Genomic DNA, 22,394 nt, shown 5'->3' with positions numbered 1-22,394 from the left:
CAACGGTCCTGCCCACCCACACCGCCCCACCTCTGACAGTTTCCCGCGGCTGTTGGCAAATACAGCTGTTGGTGGGTGCCGACCGTTGGTCGGCACAATTGTCAAATATCGGATGAATTCATCCACGCATGGCGTGGCTCTACTGTGTCGTTGTTGGTAGGTGTCGACCGTTGGTCGACACGTCTGTCAGATATCGATATCCGACCCCGTGCCGACCAACGGTCGGCACCCACCAAAGCAGAACGCTGTTCCGACAGACCGCGGACAACTGTCGAAGGCGGGGTGGGTCCGGTTGAGGGGGCGTGAGCCGCATGGATGCGGCGACCGAGCTTACATGGACGTACTTGCAGCGTCCCCCTCAACCGGACCCACCCCGCCATCCCACGGAATGCCGCTCTGGCTTCTGACATTGCCGTTGATTGCAGCAGGTGCAGGGCTGCAAGCCCTGCAAACCCCACCCCTCAGTGAGCAGCAGGACGTGACGGCGGCAGCCAGGCCGCGATGATGCCCAACAGCGGCAGGAACGCGGTCAGCTGGTACACGTACTCGATGCTGGTCCTGTCAGCCAGCAGGCCCAGCACCGCCGCGCCCAGCCCACCCATGCCGAAGGCAAAACCGAAGAACAACCCCGAGACCATGCCGATGCGGTGCGGCATCATCTCCTGCGCATACACCACGATGGCCGAGAACGCCGACGACAGGACGAAGCCGATCAGCACCGCCAGCACCGTCGTCCAGAACAGATCCGCATGCGGCAGCGCCAGCGCGAACGGCGCCACGCCCAGGATCGAGGTCCAGATGATCGGCTTGCGGCCGATGCGGTCGCCCAGCGGGCCACCGAGGAAGCCACCGGCCGCCGAGGCCACCAGGAACGCGAACAGATGCAGCTGCGCCTGCGCCACCGGAATGCCGAAGTGGTGGATCAGGTAGAAGGTGAAGTAGCTGCCGATGCTGGCCATGTAGAAGTACTTGCTGAAGATCAGCACCAGCAGGATCACCATCACCCTGGCCACGGTGCGGGTGGGATGCCGCGCGGCCATCGTGCCCTGCCCGACCGGACGCGGCGTGCCCAGGTGCAGCGCATACCAGCGGCTGACATAGGTCAGCAGGGCGATGCCGATCAGCGCGGCGCCGGCAAACCACGAGGCAGCGTGCTGGCCGTAGGGAACGATCACCGCCGCGGCAATCAGCGGGCCCAAGGCAGTCCCGAAATTGCCACCGACCTGGAACACCGACTGGGCAAAGCCGTGACGGCCGCCGGAGGCCAGTCGCGCGATGCGCGAGGCTTCCGGGTGGAAGATGGCCGAACCGATGCCGACCATGGCCGCGGCCAGCAGCACCATTGCGTAATTTGGCGCGAAGCCGAGCAGCAGCATGCCGCACAGGGTCGAGGCCATGCCGATCGGCAGCGAGTACGGCGCGGGCCTGCGGTCGGTGACCAGGCCGACCAGCGGCTGGAAGATCGAGGCGGTCAGCTGGTAGGTCAGCGTGATCAGGCCGATCTGGGTGAAGCTGAGGTTGAAGCCGCCCTTGATCACCGGATAGATGGCCAGGATCAGCGACTGCATCATGTCGTTGACGACATGGGAGGTGGAAATCGCCGCCAGTACGCCGCGGGTCGAGCTGCGGACGGCGGGGGTGGGTGTGGCCAGGCTGGACATGGTGCGCAGTCAGGTTGGGGGCAAGCCCCGCATGCTACGGTGCCCTCCCCCTCCCTTCCGCCGCGTTCTGGTCATGCCATATCGCAAAAAGGACACACCCTGCGCGATCCGGGAATCCGCGCCCTGGAATGAGGTGCCCGGCCATCGCCCGGTCACGTGCCGGGTGAAGGACTACCCGGGCGGCACCCGGGTTTCGCCACACCGTCATCGCCGCCACCAGCTGGTCTATGCGATGTCCGGGCTGATGGTGGTGCGTTCGGAGGTCGGCCGCTGGGTAGTGCCTTCCACCCGTGCGATCTGGATGCCGGCCGGCATGGCCCATGCAGTGGACTGCATCGCCGATGTGCACATGCGCAGCCTGTACATCGACCCCGCGTTCGCCCCACAGCTGGCCACCGAAGCCTTCGCGGTGCAGGTTGCGCCGCTGCTGCGCGAGCTGCTGCATGCCGCGACGCTGATCGAGGGCGAGCACCAGGACGACAGCCGCGATGGCCGCGTGGTGCGCCTGCTGCTGGACGAACTGCACCGCATGGACGTGCTGCCGCTGCACCTGCCAACGCCAACCGACCCACGCCTGCAGCGCATCTGCCAGCACATCCAGAAGCATCCTGGCGATGAAGCCACCCTGCAGGACTGGGCCCAGGCCCTCGCGGTGGACGTGAAGACCATCCAGCGCCATTTCGCCAGCGAGCTGGGCCTGACCTTCGGCCAGTGGCGGCAACAGGCCCGCCTGCTGGCCGCGATGGAGCGCCTGGCAGTGGGCGAGAAGGTCATCGATGTGGCACTGGCGATGGGCTACGACAGCCCCAGCGCGTTCACCAGCATGTTCAAGCGGCAGCTGGGGCAGACGCCGGCGGCGTTCTTCCGGTGAGGCGTTGAACGGCACCCACGCATGGCGTGGATCCACGGCCGCGTCCGGGTAGGATGTCTGCCAGCACGTGCGTGCTTCGATAACCGTCCCAAGGAAAGGAGACCCGCATGAAGAAGGCATGGATCGTCGCGTCAGGATTCGCTGTTGCCGTATTACTGGCGCTGGCCGTCATCAGCCCACCCGCGCAGGCCAGCGGCACGCATTTCCGCTTCCACTCGGACGAACAGAAGGACGGATTCCGCTTCCGGCTTGAGATCCAGGGTCGAAGCGATGACGGCTACATCCATGTCGTCTGGACGGGAAAGGCGGACGACGCCCCGGAGCGCAATGCGTACTACGTCGAAATGAATCGACGCGAAAAACGGCTCTACGTCCGTCCACGAAAGCGTGATGGCCAGCCATGGTTCGAGCTGGACGTTGTTGGCGATCGCGGAACGCTGCTGTTCCAGGGCCGCCGCCTGCAGGGCGATGCCAACTGGGAAATCATGTAGGCACCCCACACGAAAACGCCGGGCAGAGCCCGGCGTTTTCGTTCAACACGTAGCTGGAAACTCAGGACGTCATCCGGTCCCAGAAGCCCTTCACGCCATCGATGAAGGTAGCGGACTTCGGCGAATGCTTGCGTGCTTCCTCGCCGTTGAAGGTCGCCTCGAACTGCTCCAGCAGCTTGCGCTGGTCGGCGGTCAGGTTCACCGGGGTTTCCACCACCACGCGGCAGTAGAGATCGCCTTCGCTGCGGCTGCGCACCGAACGCACGCCCTTGCCGCGCAGGCGGAACAGCTTGCCGGTCTGGGTCTCGGCCGGGATGCGGATTTCCGCTTCGCCGCCGAGGGTGGCCACGCGCACGGTGTCGCCCAGCGCGGCCTGCGAGATGCGAATCGGCACTTCGCAGTGCAGGTCGTCGCCGTCACGCTGGAAGATGTGGTGCTCGCGCACACGCACTTCCACGTACAGGTCACCCGGCGGCGTACCGGCCGGGCCGGCCTCGCCTTCGCCCTGCAGGCGGATGCGGTCACCGGTGTCGACGCCAGCGGGCACCTTCACCGACAGCACCTTGTCTTCCTCGATGCGGCCGTTGCCGTGGCAGGTCTTGCACGGCTTGGCGATGATCTGGCCTCGGCCGTTGCAGTTGTGGCAGGCCTGCTGCATGGCGAAGATGCCGCGCTGGATGCGCACCTGGCCGCGGCCATGGCAGACGTTGCAGGTCTCGACCTTGCCGTCTTCGGAGCCACTGCCATCGCAGTCGCCGCACTCGGCCAGGGTCGGGATCTCGATCCGGCGCTCGACGCCGCGCACGGCCTCTTCCAGGTCCAGTTCCATCACGTAACCGATGTCGGCACCGCGACGGGCCTGGCGCGGGCCACCACCGCCGCCACCAAAGATGTTGCCGAAGATATCGCCGAAGATATCGTTCATGTCCGGGCCGCCCGGACCACCGCCGCCGCCCATGCCGTGCTCGAACGCGGCGTGGCCGTGGGCATCGTACATGCGGCGCTTGTTGCCGTCGGACAGCGTTTCGTAGGCTTCCTTGCACTCCTTGAAGGAGGCTTCGGCCGCCGCATCACCCGGGTTGCGGTCCGGGTGGAACTTCATCGCGCAGCGACGGTAGGCCTTCTTCAGCTCTTCGTCGGTGGCGGTGCGGGCAACGCCCAGCACTTCGTAGTAATCGCGCTTGCTCATATCGTGGATCGCATTCCGGAAAGTCGGGATTCGTCAAAGCGGAAGAGCGGAACCAGGTCCGCTCTTGCGTCGGGCGCCCCGACACGCCGGTGGGCGGTCAGGACCCTGGTACGACAACGGGACGCTGGCAGCCAGCGTCCCGTGTCGGTCCGGATCAGGACTTCTTGTCGTCCTTGACTTCGGTGAACTCGGCGTCCACCACGTCATCCTGCGCCTTGCCTGCGTTGCCGGCGTCGGCACCCGGGGCACCGCCCTGGTCGGCCGAAGCAGCGGCGAACAGCGCCTGGCCGGCTTCCTCCAGCACCTTCGACTTGGCTTCGATCTGTGCCTTGTCGTCGCCCTTCATCGCGGTTTCCAGGTCGGCCAGCGCCGCCTCGACCTTGCCGATGACATCGCCGCCAACCTTGCTGCCGTGCTCGGTGATGGCGCTGCGGGTGCCGTGGATCAGGGCATCGGCCTGGTTGCGGGCCTGCACCAGTTCCTGGAACTTCTTGTCCTCTTCGCGGTTGGCTTCCGCGTCGGCGACCATGCGCGCGATCTCTTCCTCGGACAGACCCGAACCGGCCTTGATCTCGACCTTCTGTTCCTTGTTGGTCTTCTTGTCCTTGGCCGACACGTGCAGGATGCCGTTGGCGTCGATGTCGAAGGACACTTCCACCTGCGGCAGGCCGCGCGGAGCCGGCTCGATGCCGGACAGGTCAAACTTGGCCAGCGACTTGTTGAAGCGGGCCTGTTCGCGCTCACCCTGCAGCACGTGCACGGTCACGGCCGACTGGTTGTCCTCGGCGGTGGAGAACACCTGCGAGGCCTTGGTCGGGATGGTGGTGTTCTTCTCGATGATCTTGGTGAACACGCCGCCCATGGTCTCGATGCCCAGCGACAGCGGGGTCACGTCCAGCAGCAGCACGTCCTTGACGTCGCCGCCCAGCACGCCGCCCTGGATCGCCGCACCCAGTGCCACGGCTTCGTCCGGGTTGACGTCCTTGCGCGGTTCCTTGCCGAAGAACTCGGTCACCGCCTGCTGCACCTTCGGCATGCGGGTCTGGCCACCGACCAGGATCACTTCGCTGATGTCGCTCGAACGCAGGCCGGCATCGTTCAGGGCGACGCGGCACGGCTCGATCGACTTGCGGATCAGCTCGTCCACCAGGGCTTCCAGCTTGGCGCGGGTCAGCTTGATGTTCAGGTGCTTCGGACCCGACGCGTCAGCGGTGACGTACGGCAGGTTCACTTCGGTCTGCTGGGCGCTGGACAGCTCGATCTTGGCGCGCTCGGCGGCGTCCTTCAGGCGCTGCAGGGCCAGCGGATCCTTGCGCAGGTCGATGCCCTGGTCCTTGTTGAACTCTTCAACCAGGTACTCGATGACGCGGTTGTCGAAATCTTCGCCGCCCAGGAAGGTGTCACCGTTGGTGGCCAGCACTTCGAACTGCTTCTCACCGTCGACGTTGGCGATCTCGATCACCGAGACGTCGAAGGTGCCGCCGCCCAGGTCGTACACCACGATCTTGCGATCCTTGTTGTCGCCCTTGTCCAGGCCATAGGCCAGCGCGGCCGCGGTCGGCTCGTTGATGATGCGCTTGACGTCCAGGCCGGCGATGCGGCCGGCGTCCTTGGTCGCCTGGCGCTGGCTGTCGTTGAAGTAGGCCGGCACGGTGATGATCGCTTCGGTGACCTTCTCACCGAGGAAGTCCTCGGCGGTCTTCTTCATCTTTTCCAGCACCTTGGCCGAGATTTCCTGCGGCGCCATCTTCCTGGCATCGCTGGTCGACACCCAAGCGTCGCCATTGTCATGGGCCAGGATGCTGTACGGGACGTGGGCGATGTCCTTCTGCACTTCGGCGTCGGTGAACTTGCGGCCGATCAGGCGCTTCACCGCGTAGAAGGTGTTCTTGGGGTTGGTGACGGCCTGGCGCTTGGCCGAGGCGCCGACCAGGACTTCGCCGTCCTTGGTGTAGGCGACGATCGACGGGGTGGTGCGATCGCCTTCCGAATTCTCGATGACGCGGGCCTTGCCGCCGTCCATGATCGCCACGCACGAGTTGGTGGTGCCGAGGTCGATACCAATGATCTTGCCCATGGGGGAGACTCCTGAAGAATGCTTGTGGGTGTCAGTCCGGCCGGTCGGCCGGTGGATGAATGGGATGTGGGGGAGGCTCGTGGAACATTCAAGCCATCACCCGAACGCTGTGTTCAACCGTTCAAGGTACGCCGGGCCTGGCCCGGCACTACCTGGCGGCGACGGGCCGTTGCCGGCCCGGCGCGTCAATCGGCGGCCACCACCACCAGCGCCGGCCGCAGCAGGCGCTCGTTGAGCAGGTAGCCCTTCTGGAACACGGTCACCACGCTGCCGGGGGCGGCGCCGGGGGCCGGCACCTGGCTGATGGCCTGGTGGTGTTCCGGGTTGAACGGCTGGCCGGTCGGGTCCAGCAGGACCAGGCCGTTGTCGGCGGCGACCTTCAGCAGCTGCTTGTAGGTCATTTCCAGCCCCTCGCGCAGCGGGTTGGCATCGTCGCCGGCGGCCTTCAGGCCGGCATCCAGGCTGTCAAACACCGGCAGCAGCTCGCCCAGCAGCTTTTCGTTGGCGAACTTGCGGGCCTGCTCGATGTCGCGGGCCACGCGCTTGCGCTGGTTCTCCAGGTCGGCGCGCTCACGCAGCGCATCGGCCTTGACCTGCTCGACCTCGGCGCGCAGGCGCTCCAGTTCGTCATGGGTGCCTGCGGCAGCGGCCGCATCGGCGGCGCTCTGCTGCGATTCGATATCTGGATGTTCTTGGTTCATGTCTGGGTCCCTGGCGGTCACTGCCCGCCTCCACCCACCCTAGTGTGGGCGGGATGCTGCGTTTCAAGCGTCAGCCGGCCCCGGACCGCGCCCCGGGGGCGAAAACGCCGCCCCGAGCACGTCCGCGGTGGCCTGGACCAGTGGAATCATCCGGTCGTAGGCCATCCGCTTGGGCCCGATCACCCCCAGCACGCCCAGCACCTGGCCGTTGGCGGTATAGGGCGCGGTGACCAGCGAGACCCCCTGCAGCGGCATCATCCCGGTCTCTTCGCCGATGAAGATGCGCACGCCCGGGGCCTGGATGGTCCGCTCCAGCAGCTGCAGGATCTCGCGCTTGCTGGAGAACAGCTCGAACAGCTCGCGCAGGCGTTCCAGGTCGGACAGGTCCTGCACCCCCATCAACCGGGTCTGGCCGGCCACCAGCATGTCGTCGGCCGGCGGCTGCAGGGCCTGCTCGGCCAGTTCGATGCTGTGCGCCAGCAGCTGCTCCAGCTCGGAACGCGCGTCACGCAGTTCCAGCAGCAGGCGGGTACGGATCTCGACCAGGGGCAGGCCCGCGAAATGGGCATTGAGGTAGTTGGCTACCTGTTCCAGCTGCCCGGGTTCGAAGTCCTGGCGGGTCTCGATGACCCGGTTCTGCACCTCGTTGTCGGCAAAGACCAGGATCGCCAGCACCCGGCGCCCGTCCAGCGCCACGAAATCGATCTGGCGGAAGGCGAACTGCTCGCGACGTGGGGCACTGACCACGCCGACGAAATGGCTCATCGCCGACAGCAGCTCCGAGGCGCTGCCCAGCAGGGCCTGGGTGCTGCCACCACCGGCCAGTTCGTGGCGCAGGCGGGCCAGTTCACCCTCGCCCGGCGGCTGCATCTGCAGCAGGCTGTCGACAAAGACCCGGTAGCCGTGCGCGGTAGGGATGCGCCCGGCCGAGGTATGCGGCGAGGCCAGCAGGCCCAGGTCTTCCAGATCGCCCAGGATGTTGCGGATGGTGGCCGGGCTGACTTCCAGGCCGGCCACGCGCGCCAGCGTCTGCGAGCCGACCGGCTCACCGTCCTGGATGTAGCGCGCGATCAGCGTGCGCAGCAGATGGCGCGCACGCGGGGCAAGCTGGTCAGCGGAACCGTGCATGGAATCAACCTGTGAGACACGGACACTAGATAATGGCGGTGCGTCGCCTTGGCAAGTCATTGGACCACCCCGCCGCGCGTGCTAGCGTTGCGCGGCTCAGACACCCCTGTACCCATGCTCAGACATCTTTCGATCAAGGATTTTGCCGTCGTCCGCGCTACCGAGCTGGAGTTCGGGCCGGGCATGACCGTCGTTTCAGGCGAGACCGGCGCCGGCAAGTCGCTGATGGTGGACGCGCTCGGCTTCCTGTCCGGCCTGCGCGCCGACAGCGGCGTGGTCCGCCACGGTGCCGCACGCGCCGAACTGTCGGCCGAGTTCGCCCTGGACCAGCTGCAGGCTGCGCGCCAGTGGCTGGCCGAGAACGAGCTGGACGACGAGGACCAGTGCCAGCTGCGCCGGGTCATCCGCGCCGATGGTGGCTCGCGCTCGTGGATCAACGGCCGCCCGGTCACCCTGGCGCAGCTGGCCGAGCTGGCTGGCCGGCTGGTGGAAATCCACGGCCAGCACGAGCAGCAGGCCCTGCTGACGCGCCCGTCGCAGCTGGCCCTGCTCGACGCCTATGCCCGCAACGAGGACGAACGCCGCCAGGTGCGCCGCGCCGCTGCGGCCTGGCAGACGCTGGTCGATGAGTCACTGGCGCTGTCGCAACAGGGCGACGTATCCGACCGCATCGGCTTCCTCGAACACCAGCTGCGCGAACTGGACCGCGAGGACCTGGAACCCGAATCGATTGCCGCACTGGGTGCCAGCCACCGCCGCCAGGCCCACGCCAGCGCCCTGCTGAGCGCCTGCCAGGCGGCCAGCAACCAGCTCAACGGCGACGACGGCAGCTCGGCCCTGGACCTGCTGCAGCAGGTGCGCCACGAACTGTCGCGGCTGGTCGAGCACGACCCGCGCCTGGGCGAGGTGGACGGCCTGATCGAGAACGCCTCGATCCAGCTGCATGAGGCCTTGTCGCTGCTGGACCGCGTGCATGACGACCTCGATGCCGATCCGGAGCAGTTCGAGGAAAACGAGCGCCGCCTCGGCCGCCTGCACGACCTGGCCCGCAAGCACCGCGTGCCGATGGACGAACTGGGCGCGCAGCGCGAACGCATGCATGCCGAAGTGGAGCAGCTGCGTGGCGCCGACGAGCGCCTGCAGCGCCTGGCCGGTGAGATCGACAAGGCCGCCGCTGCCTGGCGCGTGCAGGCCGAAGTACTCAGTGCCAGCCGCCGCAAGGCCGCCGCAGAGCTGTCGGCCACCACCACCGGCATCATCGCCGAGCTGGGCATGGGCGGCGGCCAGTTCCTGATCGAGCTGGAACCGCAGGACAGCGGCAAGCCCGACCCACAGGGCGCCGAGCGCGTGGAGTTCCTGGTGGCGGCCAACGCCGGCCAGCCGCCACGGGCGCTGCGCAAGGTCGCCTCCGGCGGTGAACTTTCGCGTATCTCGCTGGCCATCGAAGTGGCCGCACTGGATCTGGATGCGGTGCCGACCATGGTGTTCGACGAAGTCGATTCGGGCATCGGCGGCGCGGTGGCCGACATCGTCGGCCAGAAACTGCGCGCGCTCGGCGAGAAGCGGCAGGTGCTGTGCGTTACCCACCTGCCGCAGGTCGCGTCCAAGGGCCATGCCCATTACCGGGTCAGCAAGGCGCCGGTGGAAGGCATGACCCAGAGCGCGGTGGAGAAGCTGGACACCAGGGCGCGCGAGGAAGAACTGGCACGCATGCTGGGCGGCGTGGAAGTGAGCAAGGAAGCACGCGCTGCGGCCCGCAAGCTGCTGGCGCATTGAGCCGAGCGTGGGCTCGGCTCTACAGCCGTGCGCCCTAACGAGACCACCGTGTAGAGCCGAGCCCACGCTCGGCTCCCGCACGTCCATGCGTGGTTTCACCCCAACGGCCGCGCCAGATCCACGTGCTCCACCAGGTAATCGAGGAACGCACGCACCCGCAGCGGCAGGTACCCCCCCTGCCCCAGGAACACCGCGTGCACCTCTTCCAGGTCACCCGGGTTGGCCGCTTCCAGCACCGGCAGCAGACGCCCCGCGGCAATGTCGCCCTGCACCTGGAACGCGGCCAGGCGCGCCAGACCCAGACCGCCCAGCACCAGCTGGCGCAGCGCGTCGCCATTGCTGGCACGGGCGTTGCCACTGGGCAGCACCCTGCGCTCGCTGCCGTCCTGCAGCAGCGGCCAGCCCTGCATCGCCCGCGCATGGCCGATATCCAGGCGGTTATGGGCCAGCAGTTCCTCGGCGGTGGCCGGCAGACCCTGCTGGCGGGCATAGGACGGCGCCGCCACGATCATCATCCGGGTCGCGCCCAGCCGCCGCGCCACCAGGCTGGAACTCTTCAGCGGCCCCGCCCGCACGGCAACGTCGGTACGCTGCTCCAGCAGGTCGATCACCTCGTCATTCAGGGTGAGGTCTACGCCCACCTGCGGGTGCTGCTGCAGGAACCCGGGCAGCAGCGGCAGCAGGAAGTGCTGGCCGAAGGGCACGTTGGAATTGACCCGCAGCCGCCCGCGCGGCTCGGCATGGGCGCTGGCGCAGCGCTCGGCCTCCTCCAGGTCGGCCAGCACGCGCAGGCCACGTTCATAGAACGCACAGCCTTCCGGGGTCAGCTGCAGCTGCCGGGTGGAGCGCTGCAGCAGGCGCGTACCCAGCCGCTGCTCCAGCCGCGCCACCAGCTTGCTGACCGCCGAGGGCGTCATGTCCAGCGAGCGCGCGGCGGCCGAAAAACCACCGGTTTCGATCACCCGCACGAACACTTCCAGTTCGCCGGATCGGTTGATGTCGGGGCGTGCCATTGAAGTGAATCCAGTTCACAGATGATTGTCCACCTGCAGTCTAGTTCACAGATGATGTGGAAATCACCATGGCAGTCCCTTGTTCCGGGAATGCCCGATGACACGCCTCAGCTTGATCGCCTCCGCACTTGTCAGTATCGCCACCTCGACCACCGCCGATGCCGCCCCGCCGAACCACTGGGTCGCCAGCTGGCAGGCCAGCCCACAACCCGTGTGGGGGGCCGACTTCCTGTTCCCGGCCCTGGTGCCGGCGCAGCTGCAGAACCAGACCTTCCGCCAGACCGCGCGCCTCAGCCTGGGCGGACCACGCCTGCGAGTGCGGCTGAGCAATGCCTACGGTACGCAGCCCCTGCAGATCGGTGCTGCCAGCGTGACCGTGCAGCCCGGGTCGGCGCCGGTGGCGCTGCGCTTCAATGGCCAGCCGGGCGTGCGCATCGCGCCGGGCGAGCAGCGCCTGAGCGACCCGCTCGCACTGCCTACCCGCAACCTGCAGCAGGTGCAGGTCAGTACCTACCTGGCCGGACCGACCCTGATGCAGACCTTCCACTGGGAAGGCCGCCAGACCAGTTGGATCGCCTTGGGCAACCAGAGCGACGCGACGGCCCTGGGCGACGCCCACCCGACCACCGCCCGCGTGCTGCTGGCGGGCATTGATGTCGAGGCACCGCCCAGCGCGCGCAGCGTGGTGGTCATCGGCGATTCGATCACCGATGGCGCCACCGCCAGCCTGGACCAGGACCAGCGCTGGACCGACCATCTGGCCGCCCGTCTGGCCCCGCGTGGCGTGGCCGTGGTCAATGCCGGCATTTCCGGCGGCCGCCTGCTGCGCGATGGCATGGGCGCAGCCGCCCTCGCCCGCTTCCAACGCGACGTGATCGACCAGCCCGGCGCGGCCAGTGTGATCGTGTTGATCGGCATCAACGACATCAGCTGGCCGGGCACCGCCTTCGCCCGCGACGAGGCCCGCCCGACGCTGGGCCAGCTGCAGGCCGGCTACCGGGCGCTGGCCCAGCAGGCCCACCGCCACGGCCTGCGCATCCTCGGCGCGACCCTGCCGCCGTTCGCCGGCGCCCTGCCCGGCACACCGCTTGACGACTATTACGCAGAGGACAAGGACGCGCTGCGCCGGCAGCTGAATGAATGGCTGCGCAGCGAGAGCCCGTTTGATGCCGTGATCGACCTCGATGCGGCCCTGCGCGATCCGGCCGAGCCTACGCGGATGGCCGCCGCCTTCGATTCCGGTGACCACCTGCACCCGGGGGATGCGGGCAACCGGGCGATGGCCGAGGCGGTGGATCTGGAGGTGCTGCTGGGCCCATCCACGCATGGCGTGGATCTACTGTGACCAACGAAAAACCCCGGGACAGGCCCGGGGTCTTCACACATCAGCCTCTGGCTGCAGCGCCTTACCTGCGCTTCTTGCGCACGTACAGCACCAGCGAGTGCTCTTCCAGCTCGTAGCCGTGGTCTGCGGCGATCTTGCGCTGCAGTTCCTCGATCTCGTGGCTTTCGAACTCGATGATCTTGCCGCTGTCCACATCGACCATGTGGTCGTGGTGGCCGCCGCGGTCCAGCTCATAGACGGCCTGGCCGCCTTCGAAGTTGTGCTTCAGCACCAGGCCGGCGGCCTCGAACTGGGTCAGCACCCGGTACACCGTGGCCAGGCCGATTTCATCGCCGTGCTCCAGCAGCTGGCGGTAGATGTCTTCGGCGGTCATATGGTGCTGGGCATTGCGCTGCTCGAGCAGCGCCAGGATCCGCATCCGCGGATGGGTCACCTTCAGGCCGACTTTACGCAGGTCGTGGGTTTCCATAGGTCTCCGTTCATTGGCGATTTAGCGCCAGCTGCCTCGGATTGGGTCGCGGTGGCACGCCGGGAGTGTATCATCGGTTTGATTTCCCCAACCGCCAGTACCGATGCGCAATCTTCTGTTGGTCGCCGCCGTCGCCCTGTCCACCACCGGGTGCGGCATCATCTACAAGCAACCCATCTATCAGGGCAACCTGATCCGGGAAGATGCCGTGTCCAAGCTGCAGGTCGGGCAGAGCAAGCAGCAGGTGAATGCGCTGCTGGGCACCCCGTCCGTGCCGGACCCGTTCCACGCCCAGCGCTGGGACTACACCGCCAGCCAGCGCGTGGACCGCCTCGGCCGTACCGAAGTGAAGAACTTCACCGTGTACTTCGAGAACGACGCGGTCACACGTTGGGAAGGCGACTACTTCCCGGCCAACGACAAGGCCCTGGCCCAGCAGACGGTGCGCCAGTTCGGCCGCAACCTGGCCAAGGACAAGAAGAAGGGCCGCTGAGCCTTCCTGCCCGCCCCTCGGGGCGGGCAACCCGAGTCAATCGCCGCGCGCGCGACGCCGGCGGTTTTCCTTGGGATCGGCCTGCAGCGGCCGCAGCAGCTCCACCCGATCACCCTCCAGCAGCGCCTGCTGCGGGCGGGCCAGCACGCCATGCACGGCGGCAGCCGGGCAGTCGGCGCTGCCCTCGAGGTCGGCGGCGGCAATGGCCTCGGCCACGGTGGCACCTTCCGGCAGCTGCAACCGGCGTGACAGCACCTGCTGCGGCCAGGCCAGCACCACTTCGACCTCGATCATCGCTCAGCCCTCGTCGGCCACGCGGACGAAATCGTTGACCATGCGGTCGGCCAGCCCCTGGAAACCGATCGCCAGCGCCGGCGCGAGCAGGCGGGATTTCGGTTCGAACTCCAGGGTCAGGGTGACCTTGCAGGCGTCCTCGGCCAGCGCATGGAATTCCCAGCGGCCATGCAGCTGCTTGAACGGGCCGTCGCGCAGCTGCATATCGATGCTGTGCGGGCGCTGCAGGGTGTTTTCGGTCTGGAACCAGGTACTGAACGAACCCAGGCCCAGATCCAGGCGGGCGACCAGGCGGTCCTCGCCCTGTTCCAGGACGCGGGCATCCGAGCACCAGCGGAAGCGGCGCGGGTAGGCCTGGACGTCATTGACCAGGTCGAACATGCGCGCGGCCGAATGTTCGACCAGGGCGCTGCGGCGGATAGTAGGCATAAAGGCGGTGCGTTTCGGCCATCGACCGGGCGGGCCCGAATCGGAGACAATACGGAAATGAGCAAGAACAGCGGCAAGGATAAAGCAAAGAACGCGACGGCCAACAAGACCATCGCGTTGAACAAGCGTGCCCGCCACGAGTACCACATCGAGGAGCGCTTCGAGGCAGGCCTGGCCCTGCAGGGCTGGGAAGTGAAGTCGATCCGCGCCGGGCGCGGCAACATCATCGACGCCTATGCCTATGTGAAGCAGGGCGAGATCTTCCTGATCGGCGCACAGATCACCCCGCTGATCCAGGCCTCCACCCACGTGGTGGCCAACGACCGGCGCGAGCGCAAGCTGCTGCTGCACCGGAACGAGATCGACAAGCTGGTGGGCAAGGTCGAGCGTGATGGCTACACCATCGTGCCCACGGCCATGTACTGGAGCAAGAACAAGATCAAGCTGGAAGTGGCGCTGGCCAAGGGCAAGCAGACCCACGACAAGCGCGATGCCGCCAAGGACCGCGACTGGGCGATCGAGAAGCAGCGCGTGATGCGTCGCGGAAACCGCGACGCGTAACCGCCGTCTGTAGAGCCGAGCCGATGCTCGGCCTACAGAAAGGCGGGCGATCAGCCCGCCAGCACGCCCTGCCCGCGCATCCGCGGCGCCAGTGCGGCGTGCATCACCGCCAGGTGCATCACCACCGCCAGCTCCGGCGCATGCCGGTCATCGCCCGCACGCCACTGCTTTGCCAGCTGGGCCGCATCGTCAGGCAACAGGGCCAGCAACTGCTGGTCATCCAGCGCATCCGCCTGGTGCTGCAGCTGCTGCGACAGCGCCCAACTGCGGCGGACATGGGTCAGGATGCTCAGCGACGCCAGCGTCAGCAGGGCCACGGCCGCACCGTGCTCGAACCACAGCGCGATGACGTCCGGGCCCCAGACCATCACCGCCAGCACGGCCAGCGCCAACATGCGCCAGCCCGGCACCAGGGCCTGATCGCGCCGCGGCCAATACACCACCACGGCACTGGCCACCAGGAACACCGCCGCCGTCGCCGGCAGCGCGGTCAGGCAGGCCGCGGTGAGGATGGCTGCCAGTACAGCCCATACCCAGCCCGGCGGCAACGCGCGCCGACGGTAGTCGGCACCGACCGGCCCGACCAGTTGTCGCAGGCTGCGTTGTGGTGTGGCGTCGCTCACCGCTGGGTCTCCGTGTCGGTCCTGGCTCGGATGGTGGTTGCCAGTGTGTCGCAAAACCGTCCCAACGAAGTTAGCAATCCGCTATGACGGCCGTGCGGCAATCGCCCGATCTCACTCGCAGACCGACGCGGCGGCCTGCAACAGCGGGCCTGCAGCCAGCGCCGGCGCAGGACGATCGGCTGGAAACGCGGCCGCGATGGCCTTCGCCGCGCGGTCGGCATGCGGCTGCACATACCACGAGGTCGTAGTGGGCAGTGGCTGACCCCGCACCTCCTGCTCAAAGCGGTACTGCGCCCAGTAGATGGCCAATGGCTCTTCCAGCGCGTTCAACGGATTGGGCAGCGCCAGGGCGGCCGGGCACAACCGCGCGAACGCCGCCGCCAGCGTCTCCCGGTTGGCCGCAGACTGGCCTGCGGAAAGGAAATGCGCGTACTCGTGCAGCACGATCGGCCCCCAGTCGTCATCCACGCCCAGCGGCGAGAACAGCACGATGGCACCGCCGCGCAGTTTGGCCTGGGTGCGGTTGGTGTATGGCCACCACACAAAACGCACCTGGAAGACCGGCACAGCTTCGGTGCCATAGAACGTGCGCATGCGCGCAACGAACGCGGCGGCCTCCGGCGCCGCCAGCTCCCGGGTCAAGGCGTCCTGCTGCCGGGTGAAGCGTCCAGCCCCTGCCAGCAGTTCGCGGGCACGGGGTTCGAAGCGCGCGTAATAGCGCCGCAACAGCTCGCGGTCGGCAGGTGCCTGGGCAGCAATTGCAGCCTTGGCGGCAGCGTGGAATGACGCGGCATCCTGGAAATGGCGGGTATAGGGATCGCCGACGCGGGTGTCGCTGCCAGCAAACAGGCGATCCACCACGGGCCGCGCCGCGTCGTCACCACGGGCCATGGGCGAGGTACGCTGGCGGAACCGGGCGTAGGCCTCAAGTGCCGCACGATCCTGCGCATCCAGCCCAAAGCGGCGTTCCCAATCCTGCTGGTAGATCGCGCTGGTATAGCCCGGCAGCCAATCGGCCAGGTTGTCCAGCAGATTGAACAGATCAAAGGTCTCGTCATAGCCCACCGTCACCAGGGGAGCGGGCTGTGGCGCATGGCTGGCTGGCTCGGCGTACGCCCACGGGGGCAGCATCAGCAGAACGACGATCCACGCGCCCCGTACTGCCCGCGACCTGAGTGACATCCGCATGCTCCCCGAAGGCTGAAGGGCTCGATTCGAGCACGGCGCGCACGGGCGCCACAACGTGTCCATCGGCACAGATGCGGCCAGACCCGCACCGGGCCGGACGTGACTGTTCAGGAAGATTGCCGTACCATTGCGCTCGTTGGGCGGGTCTCTGGGCAACCAGACACCTGAAAGCCTCGCAGGACTTGAAGAAACCGGGGGTGCATTGGTTTCGACGGGGGTTGTGAAGTCGCTTGGCGCATGCCGAGGGGGTAGCTGTCCTCGTAAATCCAGCTGCAAAACTCTAGTTGCCAACGACGACAACTACGCTCCGGTCGCTCTCGCAGCCTAAAAACTGCGGTGCGTGACCTTCTGCCGACTTAGGCGGAGCCTCGAAACTGCTTGTGTCCATGCTCGCAGCGTAGAGTCATTATCATGGAATCGCGCTGGGCGGCTGCCTGTCAGTCCGGCACTAGAACACAACAGGCTGGTCCCCGGGTGCGCTTTGCACACCGTGCTGCTCGGGGGCGAGATCCAACGGTGAGCTAAGCATGTAGTGCTGGGGATGGAGTGCCTTCGGACGGCGGTTCAATTCCGCCCACCTCCACCATCTGTACCGCCCTTCGGGGCACGAAAAGCCGGACACTCCCGTCGATTGGGGTCCGGCTTTTTTGTTGCCCGCGTGATGGCCGCATTCCCCTCAGTACAACCGATAATGTCCCTTTGGACCGGCGGACACCCCGCCCAGCACAGGGAACAGAACGATGGCGTTGATCAGTTGCTTGGAATGTGGTCGCGAAGTCAGTGACAAGGCGGCCAGCTGTGTCGGCTGCGGCGCCCCTGTCGGCGCCAGCCGTCCGACCCCGCCGCCGCTGCATGTGGCACCGGTGTACGCGGCCCCCTACGCGCAGCCGCAACCGGTCGCCCGCGCCCGTGTCGCCTACGTCCTGCTGGGCCTGTTCCTGGGTGGGCTGGGCATCCACAACTTCTACGCCGGCTACCACGGCCGTGCCGTTGCACAGCTGTTGATCACGCTGTTGCTGGGCTGGCTGCTGATCGGCCTGTTCATCACCGCACTGTGGGCGCTGATCGAGGTCATCACCGTCGACACCGACGCCGCCGGTGTGCGCATGGTCTGAGTTCCGGCTATTGCCCCGCGCAATTACCTGCGGGCCTGGCCAGGACCCCGGCTGCCCGTCCAGGACGCCTCCCTGCCCTACAGCCAGCGCCGCACCTCGCGCCGGAAGGCAGCATGGTCGGCGCCAAACCGGGCGGACAGCACCCGCTCTTCGGGCACGATCTGGAAACGGGTGATCCAGCCGACGAACAGCGGCACCACCAGCAGTGCCGCCGCACTGCCCAGCCACAGCATGGCCCCCAGCAGCACCAGCGCCTGCCCCAGGTACATCGGGTTGCGGCTGTAGCGGTAGATGCCGCCGGTGACCAGCGCGGTGGCCGCCGCCGGGCGCAGCGGGTTGACCGAGGTCCGTGCGCGGCGGAAGGCCAGCTTGGGCAGCAGGTTCAGGGCCAGCCCTGCCAGCACCACGAGTGCTGCGACCCAGGCCGGCACGGCCAGCGCAGGCCACGGCCACGCCCGGCCCATCAGATACCCCAGTACCCCAGACAGCAGCATCAGCAGCGGCGGCGGAATCCGCGTTTCCAGCAGGTGCATCGTCGGTCCCTGAAAAGCACTGCCGGCGATGGTGTCACAGTCCGTGCAGCGCGCGTTCAACCCTGTGCTTCCGCGTTGACACCCCGGCCGCTAGAGTGGCGCGACCGCGCTGGAGGATCGCATGGCAACCACGGGCATCGGCGTCATCCGCCACACGACCCTCATCATCACCGCGCTGCTCCTGCTGAGCGGCTGCGCCACGCTGCGCCAGTTCGGCCCCTCGGTGCAGGTGGCCTCGGTCACCCCGGGCCAGTACATCGCGCTCAAGCGCGGCGACATCCTCACCAGTGGCAGGCTGAGCGCGGCCACGATGGAGACACTGCGGGTGGCCGGCCTGGACGAGACCACCTGCGCGAAGCCTGGCCTGCCCTGCATCGAGGCGATGGAAGCAAGCATCGTGGTGCGCGAGGAGGACAAGCGCTCGACCCTGGCAGAACTGTGGCTGCAGCAGGCGATGGCGATGCCCGCGCCCAAGGCCAAGCGCGGCACCACGCCGGCCATGATCGTGGCCGATGCCGGCTTCCAGCCGCGGCTGGATGCGTGGATGCAGGTGGCGCGCCAGTCCTATGCGTATCTGTTCTTCACCGAACGCACCGCCAACCAGCGCGGCTTCGAGGATCGCCAGACCCAGGTGCGCGACTACTACAACCTGGCCGCGCAGGAAGCGGCGGTGATGCTGTTCGACGCCTATTCCAGCCAGCAGGTGCGCAATGAGGATGGCCGCCTGCAGCTGGGCCGCTGGACCTTCGTGCTGGCGCCGGCAGACACCGGCGTGGTGCAGGACACCCGCCAGCCCATCGAACTGGTGCCAGCCGCCTCGCTGTCCTTCACCGGCACCCTGCGCCGGGTGCAGCGGCGCGATGGCTTTGGCGCCGAGCTGGTGGCGGTCATGGCGGACCCGGCCAGCGACGGCTTGGCGGTGGCACACGGGAACGGTAAAGCGGCGACTGATGATGCGCCTTCGGCTCAACGCTGGAGCGGCATGCCTTCGCCGTCGATAACCGTGCTGCTGCGGTTCTCCGGCGCCAACCTGTGGGAAGTCCTGCACGATGAAACGCCCACGATCGAGATCCATGATCCCTACCAGATCGCGGCCGTTGAACTGCATGGGCAGAAGGTGCCCTTGGCCGCCAACTTCACCGCCGGCTACGCGTTGTGGCTGGCGCGCGCCAATTTCAGCCGGCAGTCGCTGCGCAGCCTGTTCGGCAGCAAGGGCGGCATTGATCGGCCGCACCTGTTCATGCTGCAGCCGTACGATCCCAACCGACGGGTGCTGCTGATGATCCATGGCCTGGCCAGCAGCCCGGAAGCCTGGGTGAACGTGGCCAACGAGCTGATGCGCGACGACGAGATCCGCCGCGAGTTCCAGGTCTGGCAGTTCTATTACCCCACCAACATGCCCATCGCCCTCAGCCACGATGCCATCCGGCACACGCTGGATGATGTGATGCAGCACTACGATCCGACCGGGAAGGCGCAGGCGTCGCATGACATGGTGGTGGTCGCGCACAGCATGGGCGGGGTCATCTCGCGCCTGCTGGTGTCTTCGTCCGGCGATCACCTGGTGGATACGCTGCTGTCGACGGCCAAGCTGAGCCCCCGGCAGCGGGAACTGCTGCGTACCCGCGGCGCGCCATTGCTGACCTTCCAGCCCGAGCCGGAAATTTCGCGGGTCGTGTTCATCGCCACCCCGCACCGGGGCACGGATGTGGCCGGCACCCGGCTCGGCCGCTGGATCGGCCGGCTGGTGCGCCTGCCGTTGACCGTGCTGGAGGATGTGGCCGGCGTGGATGATGGTGGCAGCTTCGACGCCAAGGACGCCAAGCAGGGCTACCAGATGAACAGCATCCAGAACCTGGACAAGGACGATCCGTTCGTGAAAGCGGTGGCCGATCTGCCGATGTCACCGCGCGTGCGCTATCACTCGATCATCGCGCGCGCCAGCGCCGATGGCCCGCTGGAAAAGACCGATGACGGGCTGGTGCCGTACTGGAGTTCGCACCTGCCCAACGCGGTGTCGGAAAAGGTGATCGTATCGGGGCACAGCGTGCAGGAAGCCACGCCGGCCATCGTCGAACTGCGGCGCATCCTGCATGAGGACATGCAGGCGCACGACAGCGGGCAGGAATGATCCTGCCCGCGCTTTGCCTCAGAAATCCAGGCTGTAACCCACAGTCACCGTGCGCCCACGCCCGGCAAAATACCGCGCCGGCTCGATCAGCGCGCTCTGCGAGTAGTAGGTGATGTACTGGCGGTCTAGCAGGTTGGCGATGCCCAGGTTCACTTTGCCCCTGGCAAGCCGATAGTCCACGCCGAGATCAAACAGCGCGTAGCCGCTGAACTCCTTGGCGGCTTCGTCGAAGGTGCGGCTGAAGGCATACTGCCCCTGCAGGAACGTCGACAGCTCCGGCGTCCACTGCGCCGACCAGGTGGCGATGACGCGGTTGGGCGCGATGTTCAGGCCATCCAGACGCGCGTCGAGCCGGCCATCGGCATTGCTGTCGTAGCGCCCGCGGGTCCAGGCATAGGACAGGCCGAGGCGGTGCGCATCATTCAGACGATAACGCACGCTCGCATCCAGGCCTTCGATGGCCGTCTTCTCGCGGGCGAGCTGGAATGCGCCGTCGACTGCGATGACGCGCGTGCCGTATTCCGAGCGCGACTGGAACGCGCTGGCTTCGGCTTCCCATGACGGCGAGCGGTAGCGCACGCCGATCTCGCTGTTGCGGGTCAGCAGCGGCTGCAAGGAACGCAGCGATTCCACGTTGGTGCCCGGCGTGTTGATCGAACGCAGCACGCGGCCGACATCGGGCATGCCGAAGCCCTCGGAATAGCTGACGAAGGTGTTGAAGCGACCGGTCGGCGCGTACACCAGGCCGATGTTGCGCAGGTTCTGCCGGAACTTGAGCTTGCCGCCCTGCACCGCCACGCGGTTGTAGCGGTACAGCGTGGTGTAGCTGTCGATGCGCAGGTCGGCCTCTTCGCGGCGCCAGCCGCCCTGCACGGTCAGCTGCGGCAGCAACTTGTAGTCGGCCTGCACGAAGCCGGCCACGCTGCTGTAGCGCGAATCGGGCACGTAGGTGCGGCCGGTGCCGTACAGATCCTGCTTGCCACTGTCGCGCAGCGTGTCCACGCCAGCGGTGATCTTCAGGTCGCCGCCGAGCAGGTCATCGCGGCCCAGGCTGGTCTTGGAGCCCCACTTGGAGGCGGTCGAGCGCGACTGGTCATACAAGGTCCCGACCGGTGCGATCAGCGGGTCCTGGAAGGTGGACGAATTGTCGGCGCCGAACAGGCCTTCGAATTCCTGGTTGAACACCATCGCCTTCAGCTCCATGCCCGCCAGGTCGTGATGGGTGTAGCTCAGGCCAGTGGTCCAGGCATCGTTCCAGGCCGGGGTGCCCGGCGGCGTGCCACGCACCGAGGTGGTGGGAATGCCCAGGTCGCGGTTGCCGGCCACCGGCAGGTACTCGGCCTTGGACTTGATGCGGTAGCGGTTGCTGCTGAACTGCAGTTCCTGGTTGTCGTCGATCCAGTAGCCCAGCTTGGCGTGCAGGTCGTAGGCGCGGGTCGACATCAGGTCGCCCTGGGTGACATCCACGCCAATCGGCGTGCCATCGCCATCCACCCACAGGCCCTGGTCTTCATAGCCGGCGCCCAGCAGGTAATCCCACTTTCCCTTGCTGCCGCTGATGCGGTAATCGGCGCGGTAGCCGGCGGTTTCACCGCGCACCTCGGACGTGGGCAGCGTGGCCTGCACGCCCACGTGCTGGTTGACCGCACCCGGTTCCGGACGCCGGGTGATGAGGTTGATGGTGCCGCCGGTGGCGCCCAGGCCATTCATGGCATTGGCGCCCTGGATGACTTCGATGCGCTCCACCAGCGCGTAATCGATGGTGTGCGCTTCGCGGCCGGTCGGGCGCAGCGGGTTCGACTGCGGGATGCCATCGACCAGGATCAGCGGCGTGCGCCCACGCAGGGTCTCGCCACTGCCGTTCATCTTGCCGCGGCTGGGCGTGTAGGACGGCAGCAGGCTGGACAGCACATCGGACGAATTGCTGCTGAGGCGCAGCTGCTGCTCGATCTGCTCCTTGCCGATGATGACCACGGTCTGCGGCGCGGTGGCCGCGTCCTGGCCGGTACGCGAGGCGGTCACGACGACCTTGTCCAGCGTCTGTGCCTCGGGCGGGGCCTGTTCGGCGTGGGCGTGGGCGCAGACCAGCAACGAAATGGCGACCGTCAGCCGCGAATATCTCAGCACGTGAACTCCTCTTGGGGGGGAGGGCGTGGCGATATGGCTGGCCCGGAACAGGGGCGTATCTTTCCCGACGTGTCGAAATGCGTCAATCGCGTCACGGCCGCGCGCTGCGCAGACACTACCCGCCCTGCCCGCTCCGTGCTACACAGGGCCTGCGCATGTGCGCGATTGCAGAAAGCAAG

General features: G+C 67.1%; 21 protein-coding genes and 1 other RNA gene. 9 read left to right on the top strand and 13 right to left on the bottom strand.

The annotated features are described in order from the left end of the window. Positions 1–461 precede the first annotated feature (461 nt). Complete coding sequence (locus tag VER16_RS15895) at positions 462–1,661, bottom strand: MFS transporter (protein WP_324809667.1); 1,200 nt, start codon at positions 1,659–1,661, stop codon at positions 462–464. A gap of 73 nt (positions 1,662–1,734) precedes the next feature. Between VER16_RS15895 and VER16_RS15890 the strand changes: the two genes are divergently transcribed. After that, positions 1,735–2,532, top strand: a complete 798-nt coding sequence (locus tag VER16_RS15890; RefSeq protein WP_324809666.1) for a helix-turn-helix transcriptional regulator — start codon at positions 1,735–1,737, stop codon at positions 2,530–2,532. Between the two features lie 107 nt (positions 2,533–2,639). After that, on the top strand, positions 2,640–3,023 hold the full coding sequence (locus tag VER16_RS15885; protein WP_324809665.1) for a hypothetical protein: 384 nt from the start codon (positions 2,640–2,642) through the stop codon (positions 3,021–3,023). Between the two features lie 61 nt (positions 3,024–3,084). Here VER16_RS15885 and dnaJ read toward each other — a convergent pair whose 3' ends face one another. The 4 genes from dnaJ to hrcA all read right to left on the bottom strand — a co-directional run bounded on the left by dnaJ (position 3,085) and on the right by hrcA (position 8,118). Next, entirely contained in the window at positions 3,085–4,212 is a 1,128-nt protein-coding gene (gene dnaJ, locus VER16_RS15880) for a molecular chaperone DnaJ (RefSeq protein ID WP_324809664.1), read from the bottom strand. 154 nt (positions 4,213–4,366) lie between these two features. Beyond that, complete coding sequence (dnaK, locus tag VER16_RS15875; RefSeq protein WP_324809663.1) at positions 4,367–6,289, bottom strand: molecular chaperone DnaK; 1,923 nt, start codon at positions 6,287–6,289, stop codon at positions 4,367–4,369. A 185-nt stretch (positions 6,290–6,474) separates the two neighbouring features. Next, complete coding sequence (gene grpE, locus VER16_RS15870; RefSeq protein WP_324809662.1) at positions 6,475–6,990, bottom strand: nucleotide exchange factor GrpE; 516 nt, start codon at positions 6,988–6,990, stop codon at positions 6,475–6,477. A gap of 63 nt (positions 6,991–7,053) precedes the next feature. Continuing rightward, positions 7,054–8,118, bottom strand: a complete 1,065-nt coding sequence (gene hrcA, locus VER16_RS15865; protein ID WP_324809661.1) for a heat-inducible transcriptional repressor HrcA — start codon at positions 8,116–8,118, stop codon at positions 7,054–7,056. Between the two features lie 114 nt (positions 8,119–8,232). Here hrcA and recN point away from each other — a divergent pair, with 114 nt between their 5' ends. Beyond that, a complete protein-coding gene (recN, locus tag VER16_RS15860) occupies positions 8,233–9,894 on the top strand; it encodes a DNA repair protein RecN (RefSeq protein ID WP_324809660.1) in 1,662 nt (553 codons plus the stop codon). A gap of 95 nt (positions 9,895–9,989) precedes the next feature. Here recN and VER16_RS15855 read toward each other — a convergent pair whose 3' ends face one another. Further along, positions 9,990–10,907, bottom strand: a complete 918-nt coding sequence (locus VER16_RS15855) for a LysR family transcriptional regulator (protein WP_324809659.1) — start codon at positions 10,905–10,907, stop codon at positions 9,990–9,992. A 97-nt stretch (positions 10,908–11,004) separates the two neighbouring features. Here VER16_RS15855 and VER16_RS15850 point away from each other — a divergent pair, with 97 nt between their 5' ends. Further along, entirely contained in the window at positions 11,005–12,252 is a 1,248-nt protein-coding gene (locus tag VER16_RS15850; protein WP_324809658.1) for an SGNH/GDSL hydrolase family protein, read from the top strand. 61 nt (positions 12,253–12,313) lie between these two features. On the opposite strand, the gene fur is transcribed toward VER16_RS15850, so the two are convergent. Then, complete coding sequence (gene fur, locus VER16_RS15845; protein WP_295567769.1) at positions 12,314–12,721, bottom strand: ferric iron uptake transcriptional regulator; 408 nt, start codon at positions 12,719–12,721, stop codon at positions 12,314–12,316. A gap of 103 nt (positions 12,722–12,824) precedes the next feature. Here fur and VER16_RS15840 point away from each other — a divergent pair, with 103 nt between their 5' ends. Further along, on the top strand, positions 12,825–13,214 hold the full coding sequence (locus tag VER16_RS15840) for an outer membrane protein assembly factor BamE (protein ID WP_324809657.1): 390 nt from the start codon (positions 12,825–12,827) through the stop codon (positions 13,212–13,214). A 36-nt stretch (positions 13,215–13,250) separates the two neighbouring features. Here VER16_RS15840 and VER16_RS15835 read toward each other — a convergent pair whose 3' ends face one another. Together VER16_RS15835 and VER16_RS15830 are read right to left on the bottom strand one after the other, a co-directional pair. After that, positions 13,251–13,508: an RnfH family protein gene (locus tag VER16_RS15835; protein ID WP_324809656.1), complete on the bottom strand. Its 258-nt coding sequence runs from the start codon at positions 13,506–13,508 to the stop codon at positions 13,251–13,253. A gap of 3 nt (positions 13,509–13,511) precedes the next feature. Beyond that, on the bottom strand, positions 13,512–13,937 hold the full coding sequence (locus VER16_RS15830; RefSeq protein ID WP_079221549.1) for a type II toxin-antitoxin system RatA family toxin: 426 nt from the start codon (positions 13,935–13,937) through the stop codon (positions 13,512–13,514). A gap of 57 nt (positions 13,938–13,994) precedes the next feature. On the opposite strand from VER16_RS15830, the gene smpB reads away from it, so the two are divergent. Further along, the gene (smpB, locus tag VER16_RS15825) at positions 13,995–14,498 is read left to right on the top strand and encodes an SsrA-binding protein SmpB (protein WP_079221548.1); all 504 of its coding nucleotides are present in this window, start codon (positions 13,995–13,997) and stop codon (positions 14,496–14,498) included. Between the two features lie 50 nt (positions 14,499–14,548). Here the strand turns inward: smpB and VER16_RS15820 are convergent, their stop codons facing one another. Both VER16_RS15820 and VER16_RS15815 read right to left on the bottom strand, forming a co-directional pair. Beyond that, complete coding sequence (locus VER16_RS15820; protein WP_324809655.1) at positions 14,549–15,121, bottom strand: hypothetical protein; 573 nt, start codon at positions 15,119–15,121, stop codon at positions 14,549–14,551. Between the two features lie 111 nt (positions 15,122–15,232). Beyond that, a complete protein-coding gene (locus tag VER16_RS15815; RefSeq protein ID WP_324809654.1) occupies positions 15,233–16,252 on the bottom strand; it encodes a hypothetical protein in 1,020 nt (339 codons plus the stop codon). 250 nt (positions 16,253–16,502) lie between these two features. Between VER16_RS15815 and ssrA the strand changes: the two genes are divergently transcribed. Together ssrA and VER16_RS15805 are read left to right on the top strand one after the other, a co-directional pair. Further along, positions 16,503–16,895, top strand: a transfer-messenger RNA (tmRNA) gene (gene ssrA / locus VER16_RS15810). Positions 16,896–17,049: 154 nt separating this feature from the next. Beyond that, on the top strand, positions 17,050–17,424 hold the full coding sequence (locus VER16_RS15805; RefSeq protein WP_324809653.1) for an NINE protein: 375 nt from the start codon (positions 17,050–17,052) through the stop codon (positions 17,422–17,424). 77 nt (positions 17,425–17,501) lie between these two features. On the opposite strand, the gene VER16_RS15800 is transcribed toward VER16_RS15805, so the two are convergent. Next, on the bottom strand, positions 17,502–17,957 hold the full coding sequence (locus tag VER16_RS15800; RefSeq protein ID WP_324809652.1) for an isoprenylcysteine carboxylmethyltransferase family protein: 456 nt from the start codon (positions 17,955–17,957) through the stop codon (positions 17,502–17,504). 121 nt (positions 17,958–18,078) lie between these two features. On the opposite strand from VER16_RS15800, the gene VER16_RS15795 reads away from it, so the two are divergent. Continuing rightward, entirely contained in the window at positions 18,079–20,088 is a 2,010-nt protein-coding gene (locus VER16_RS15795) for an alpha/beta hydrolase (protein WP_324809651.1), read from the top strand. An 18-nt stretch (positions 20,089–20,106) separates the two neighbouring features. On the opposite strand, the gene VER16_RS15790 is transcribed toward VER16_RS15795, so the two are convergent. Beyond that, entirely contained in the window at positions 20,107–22,215 is a 2,109-nt protein-coding gene (locus VER16_RS15790; RefSeq protein ID WP_324809650.1) for a TonB-dependent receptor, read from the bottom strand. Between the last annotated feature and the right edge of the window lie 179 nt (positions 22,216–22,394).

Source organism: Stenotrophomonas sp., assembly GCF_035634915.1.
Lineage (GTDB): Bacteria > Pseudomonadota > Gammaproteobacteria > Xanthomonadales > Xanthomonadaceae > Stenotrophomonas.
This window is presented reverse-complemented; position numbering and strand designations above follow the sequence as displayed.

What these genes read in the sequence shown, in the direction of transcription:
- VER16_RS15850 (WP_324809658.1), top strand. Translation starts at nt 11,005, where the DNA reads ATGACACGCCTCAGCTTGATCGCCTCCGCACTTGTCAGTATCGCCACC.
- fur (WP_295567769.1), bottom strand. Translation starts at nt 12,721, where the DNA reads ATGGAAACCCACGACCTGCGTAAAGTCGGCCTGAAGGTGACCCATCCG.
- VER16_RS15855 (WP_324809659.1), bottom strand. Translation starts at nt 10,907, where the DNA reads ATGGCACGCCCCGACATCAACCGATCCGGCGAACTGGAAGTGTTCGTG.
- VER16_RS15840 (WP_324809657.1), top strand. Translation starts at nt 12,825, where the DNA reads ATGCGCAATCTTCTGTTGGTCGCCGCCGTCGCCCTGTCCACCACCGGG.
- VER16_RS15805 (WP_324809653.1), top strand. Translation starts at nt 17,050, where the DNA reads ATGGCGTTGATCAGTTGCTTGGAATGTGGTCGCGAAGTCAGTGACAAG.
- grpE (WP_324809662.1), bottom strand. Translation starts at nt 6,990, where the DNA reads ATGAACCAAGAACATCCAGATATCGAATCGCAGCAGAGCGCCGCCGAT.
- smpB (WP_079221548.1), top strand. Translation starts at nt 13,995, where the DNA reads ATGAGCAAGAACAGCGGCAAGGATAAAGCAAAGAACGCGACGGCCAAC.
- VER16_RS15800 (WP_324809652.1), bottom strand. Translation starts at nt 17,957, where the DNA reads ATGCACCTGCTGGAAACGCGGATTCCGCCGCCGCTGCTGATGCTGCTG.
- VER16_RS15885 (WP_324809665.1), top strand. Translation starts at nt 2,640, where the DNA reads ATGAAGAAGGCATGGATCGTCGCGTCAGGATTCGCTGTTGCCGTATTA.
- VER16_RS15795 (WP_324809651.1), top strand. Translation starts at nt 18,079, where the DNA reads ATGGCAACCACGGGCATCGGCGTCATCCGCCACACGACCCTCATCATC.
- hrcA (WP_324809661.1), bottom strand. Translation starts at nt 8,118, where the DNA reads ATGCACGGTTCCGCTGACCAGCTTGCCCCGCGTGCGCGCCATCTGCTG.
- recN (WP_324809660.1), top strand. Translation starts at nt 8,233, where the DNA reads ATGCTCAGACATCTTTCGATCAAGGATTTTGCCGTCGTCCGCGCTACC.
- VER16_RS15830 (WP_079221549.1), bottom strand. Translation starts at nt 13,937, where the DNA reads ATGCCTACTATCCGCCGCAGCGCCCTGGTCGAACATTCGGCCGCGCGC.
- VER16_RS15890 (WP_324809666.1), top strand. Translation starts at nt 1,735, where the DNA reads ATGCCATATCGCAAAAAGGACACACCCTGCGCGATCCGGGAATCCGCG.
- VER16_RS15815 (WP_324809654.1), bottom strand. Translation starts at nt 16,252, where the DNA reads ATGCTGCCCCCGTGGGCGTACGCCGAGCCAGCCAGCCATGCGCCACAG.
- dnaJ (WP_324809664.1), bottom strand. Translation starts at nt 4,212, where the DNA reads ATGAGCAAGCGCGATTACTACGAAGTGCTGGGCGTTGCCCGCACCGCC.
- VER16_RS15895 (WP_324809667.1), bottom strand. Translation starts at nt 1,661, where the DNA reads ATGTCCAGCCTGGCCACACCCACCCCCGCCGTCCGCAGCTCGACCCGC.
- dnaK (WP_324809663.1), bottom strand. Translation starts at nt 6,289, where the DNA reads ATGGGCAAGATCATTGGTATCGACCTCGGCACCACCAACTCGTGCGTG.
- VER16_RS15835 (WP_324809656.1), bottom strand. Translation starts at nt 13,508, where the DNA reads ATGATCGAGGTCGAAGTGGTGCTGGCCTGGCCGCAGCAGGTGCTGTCA.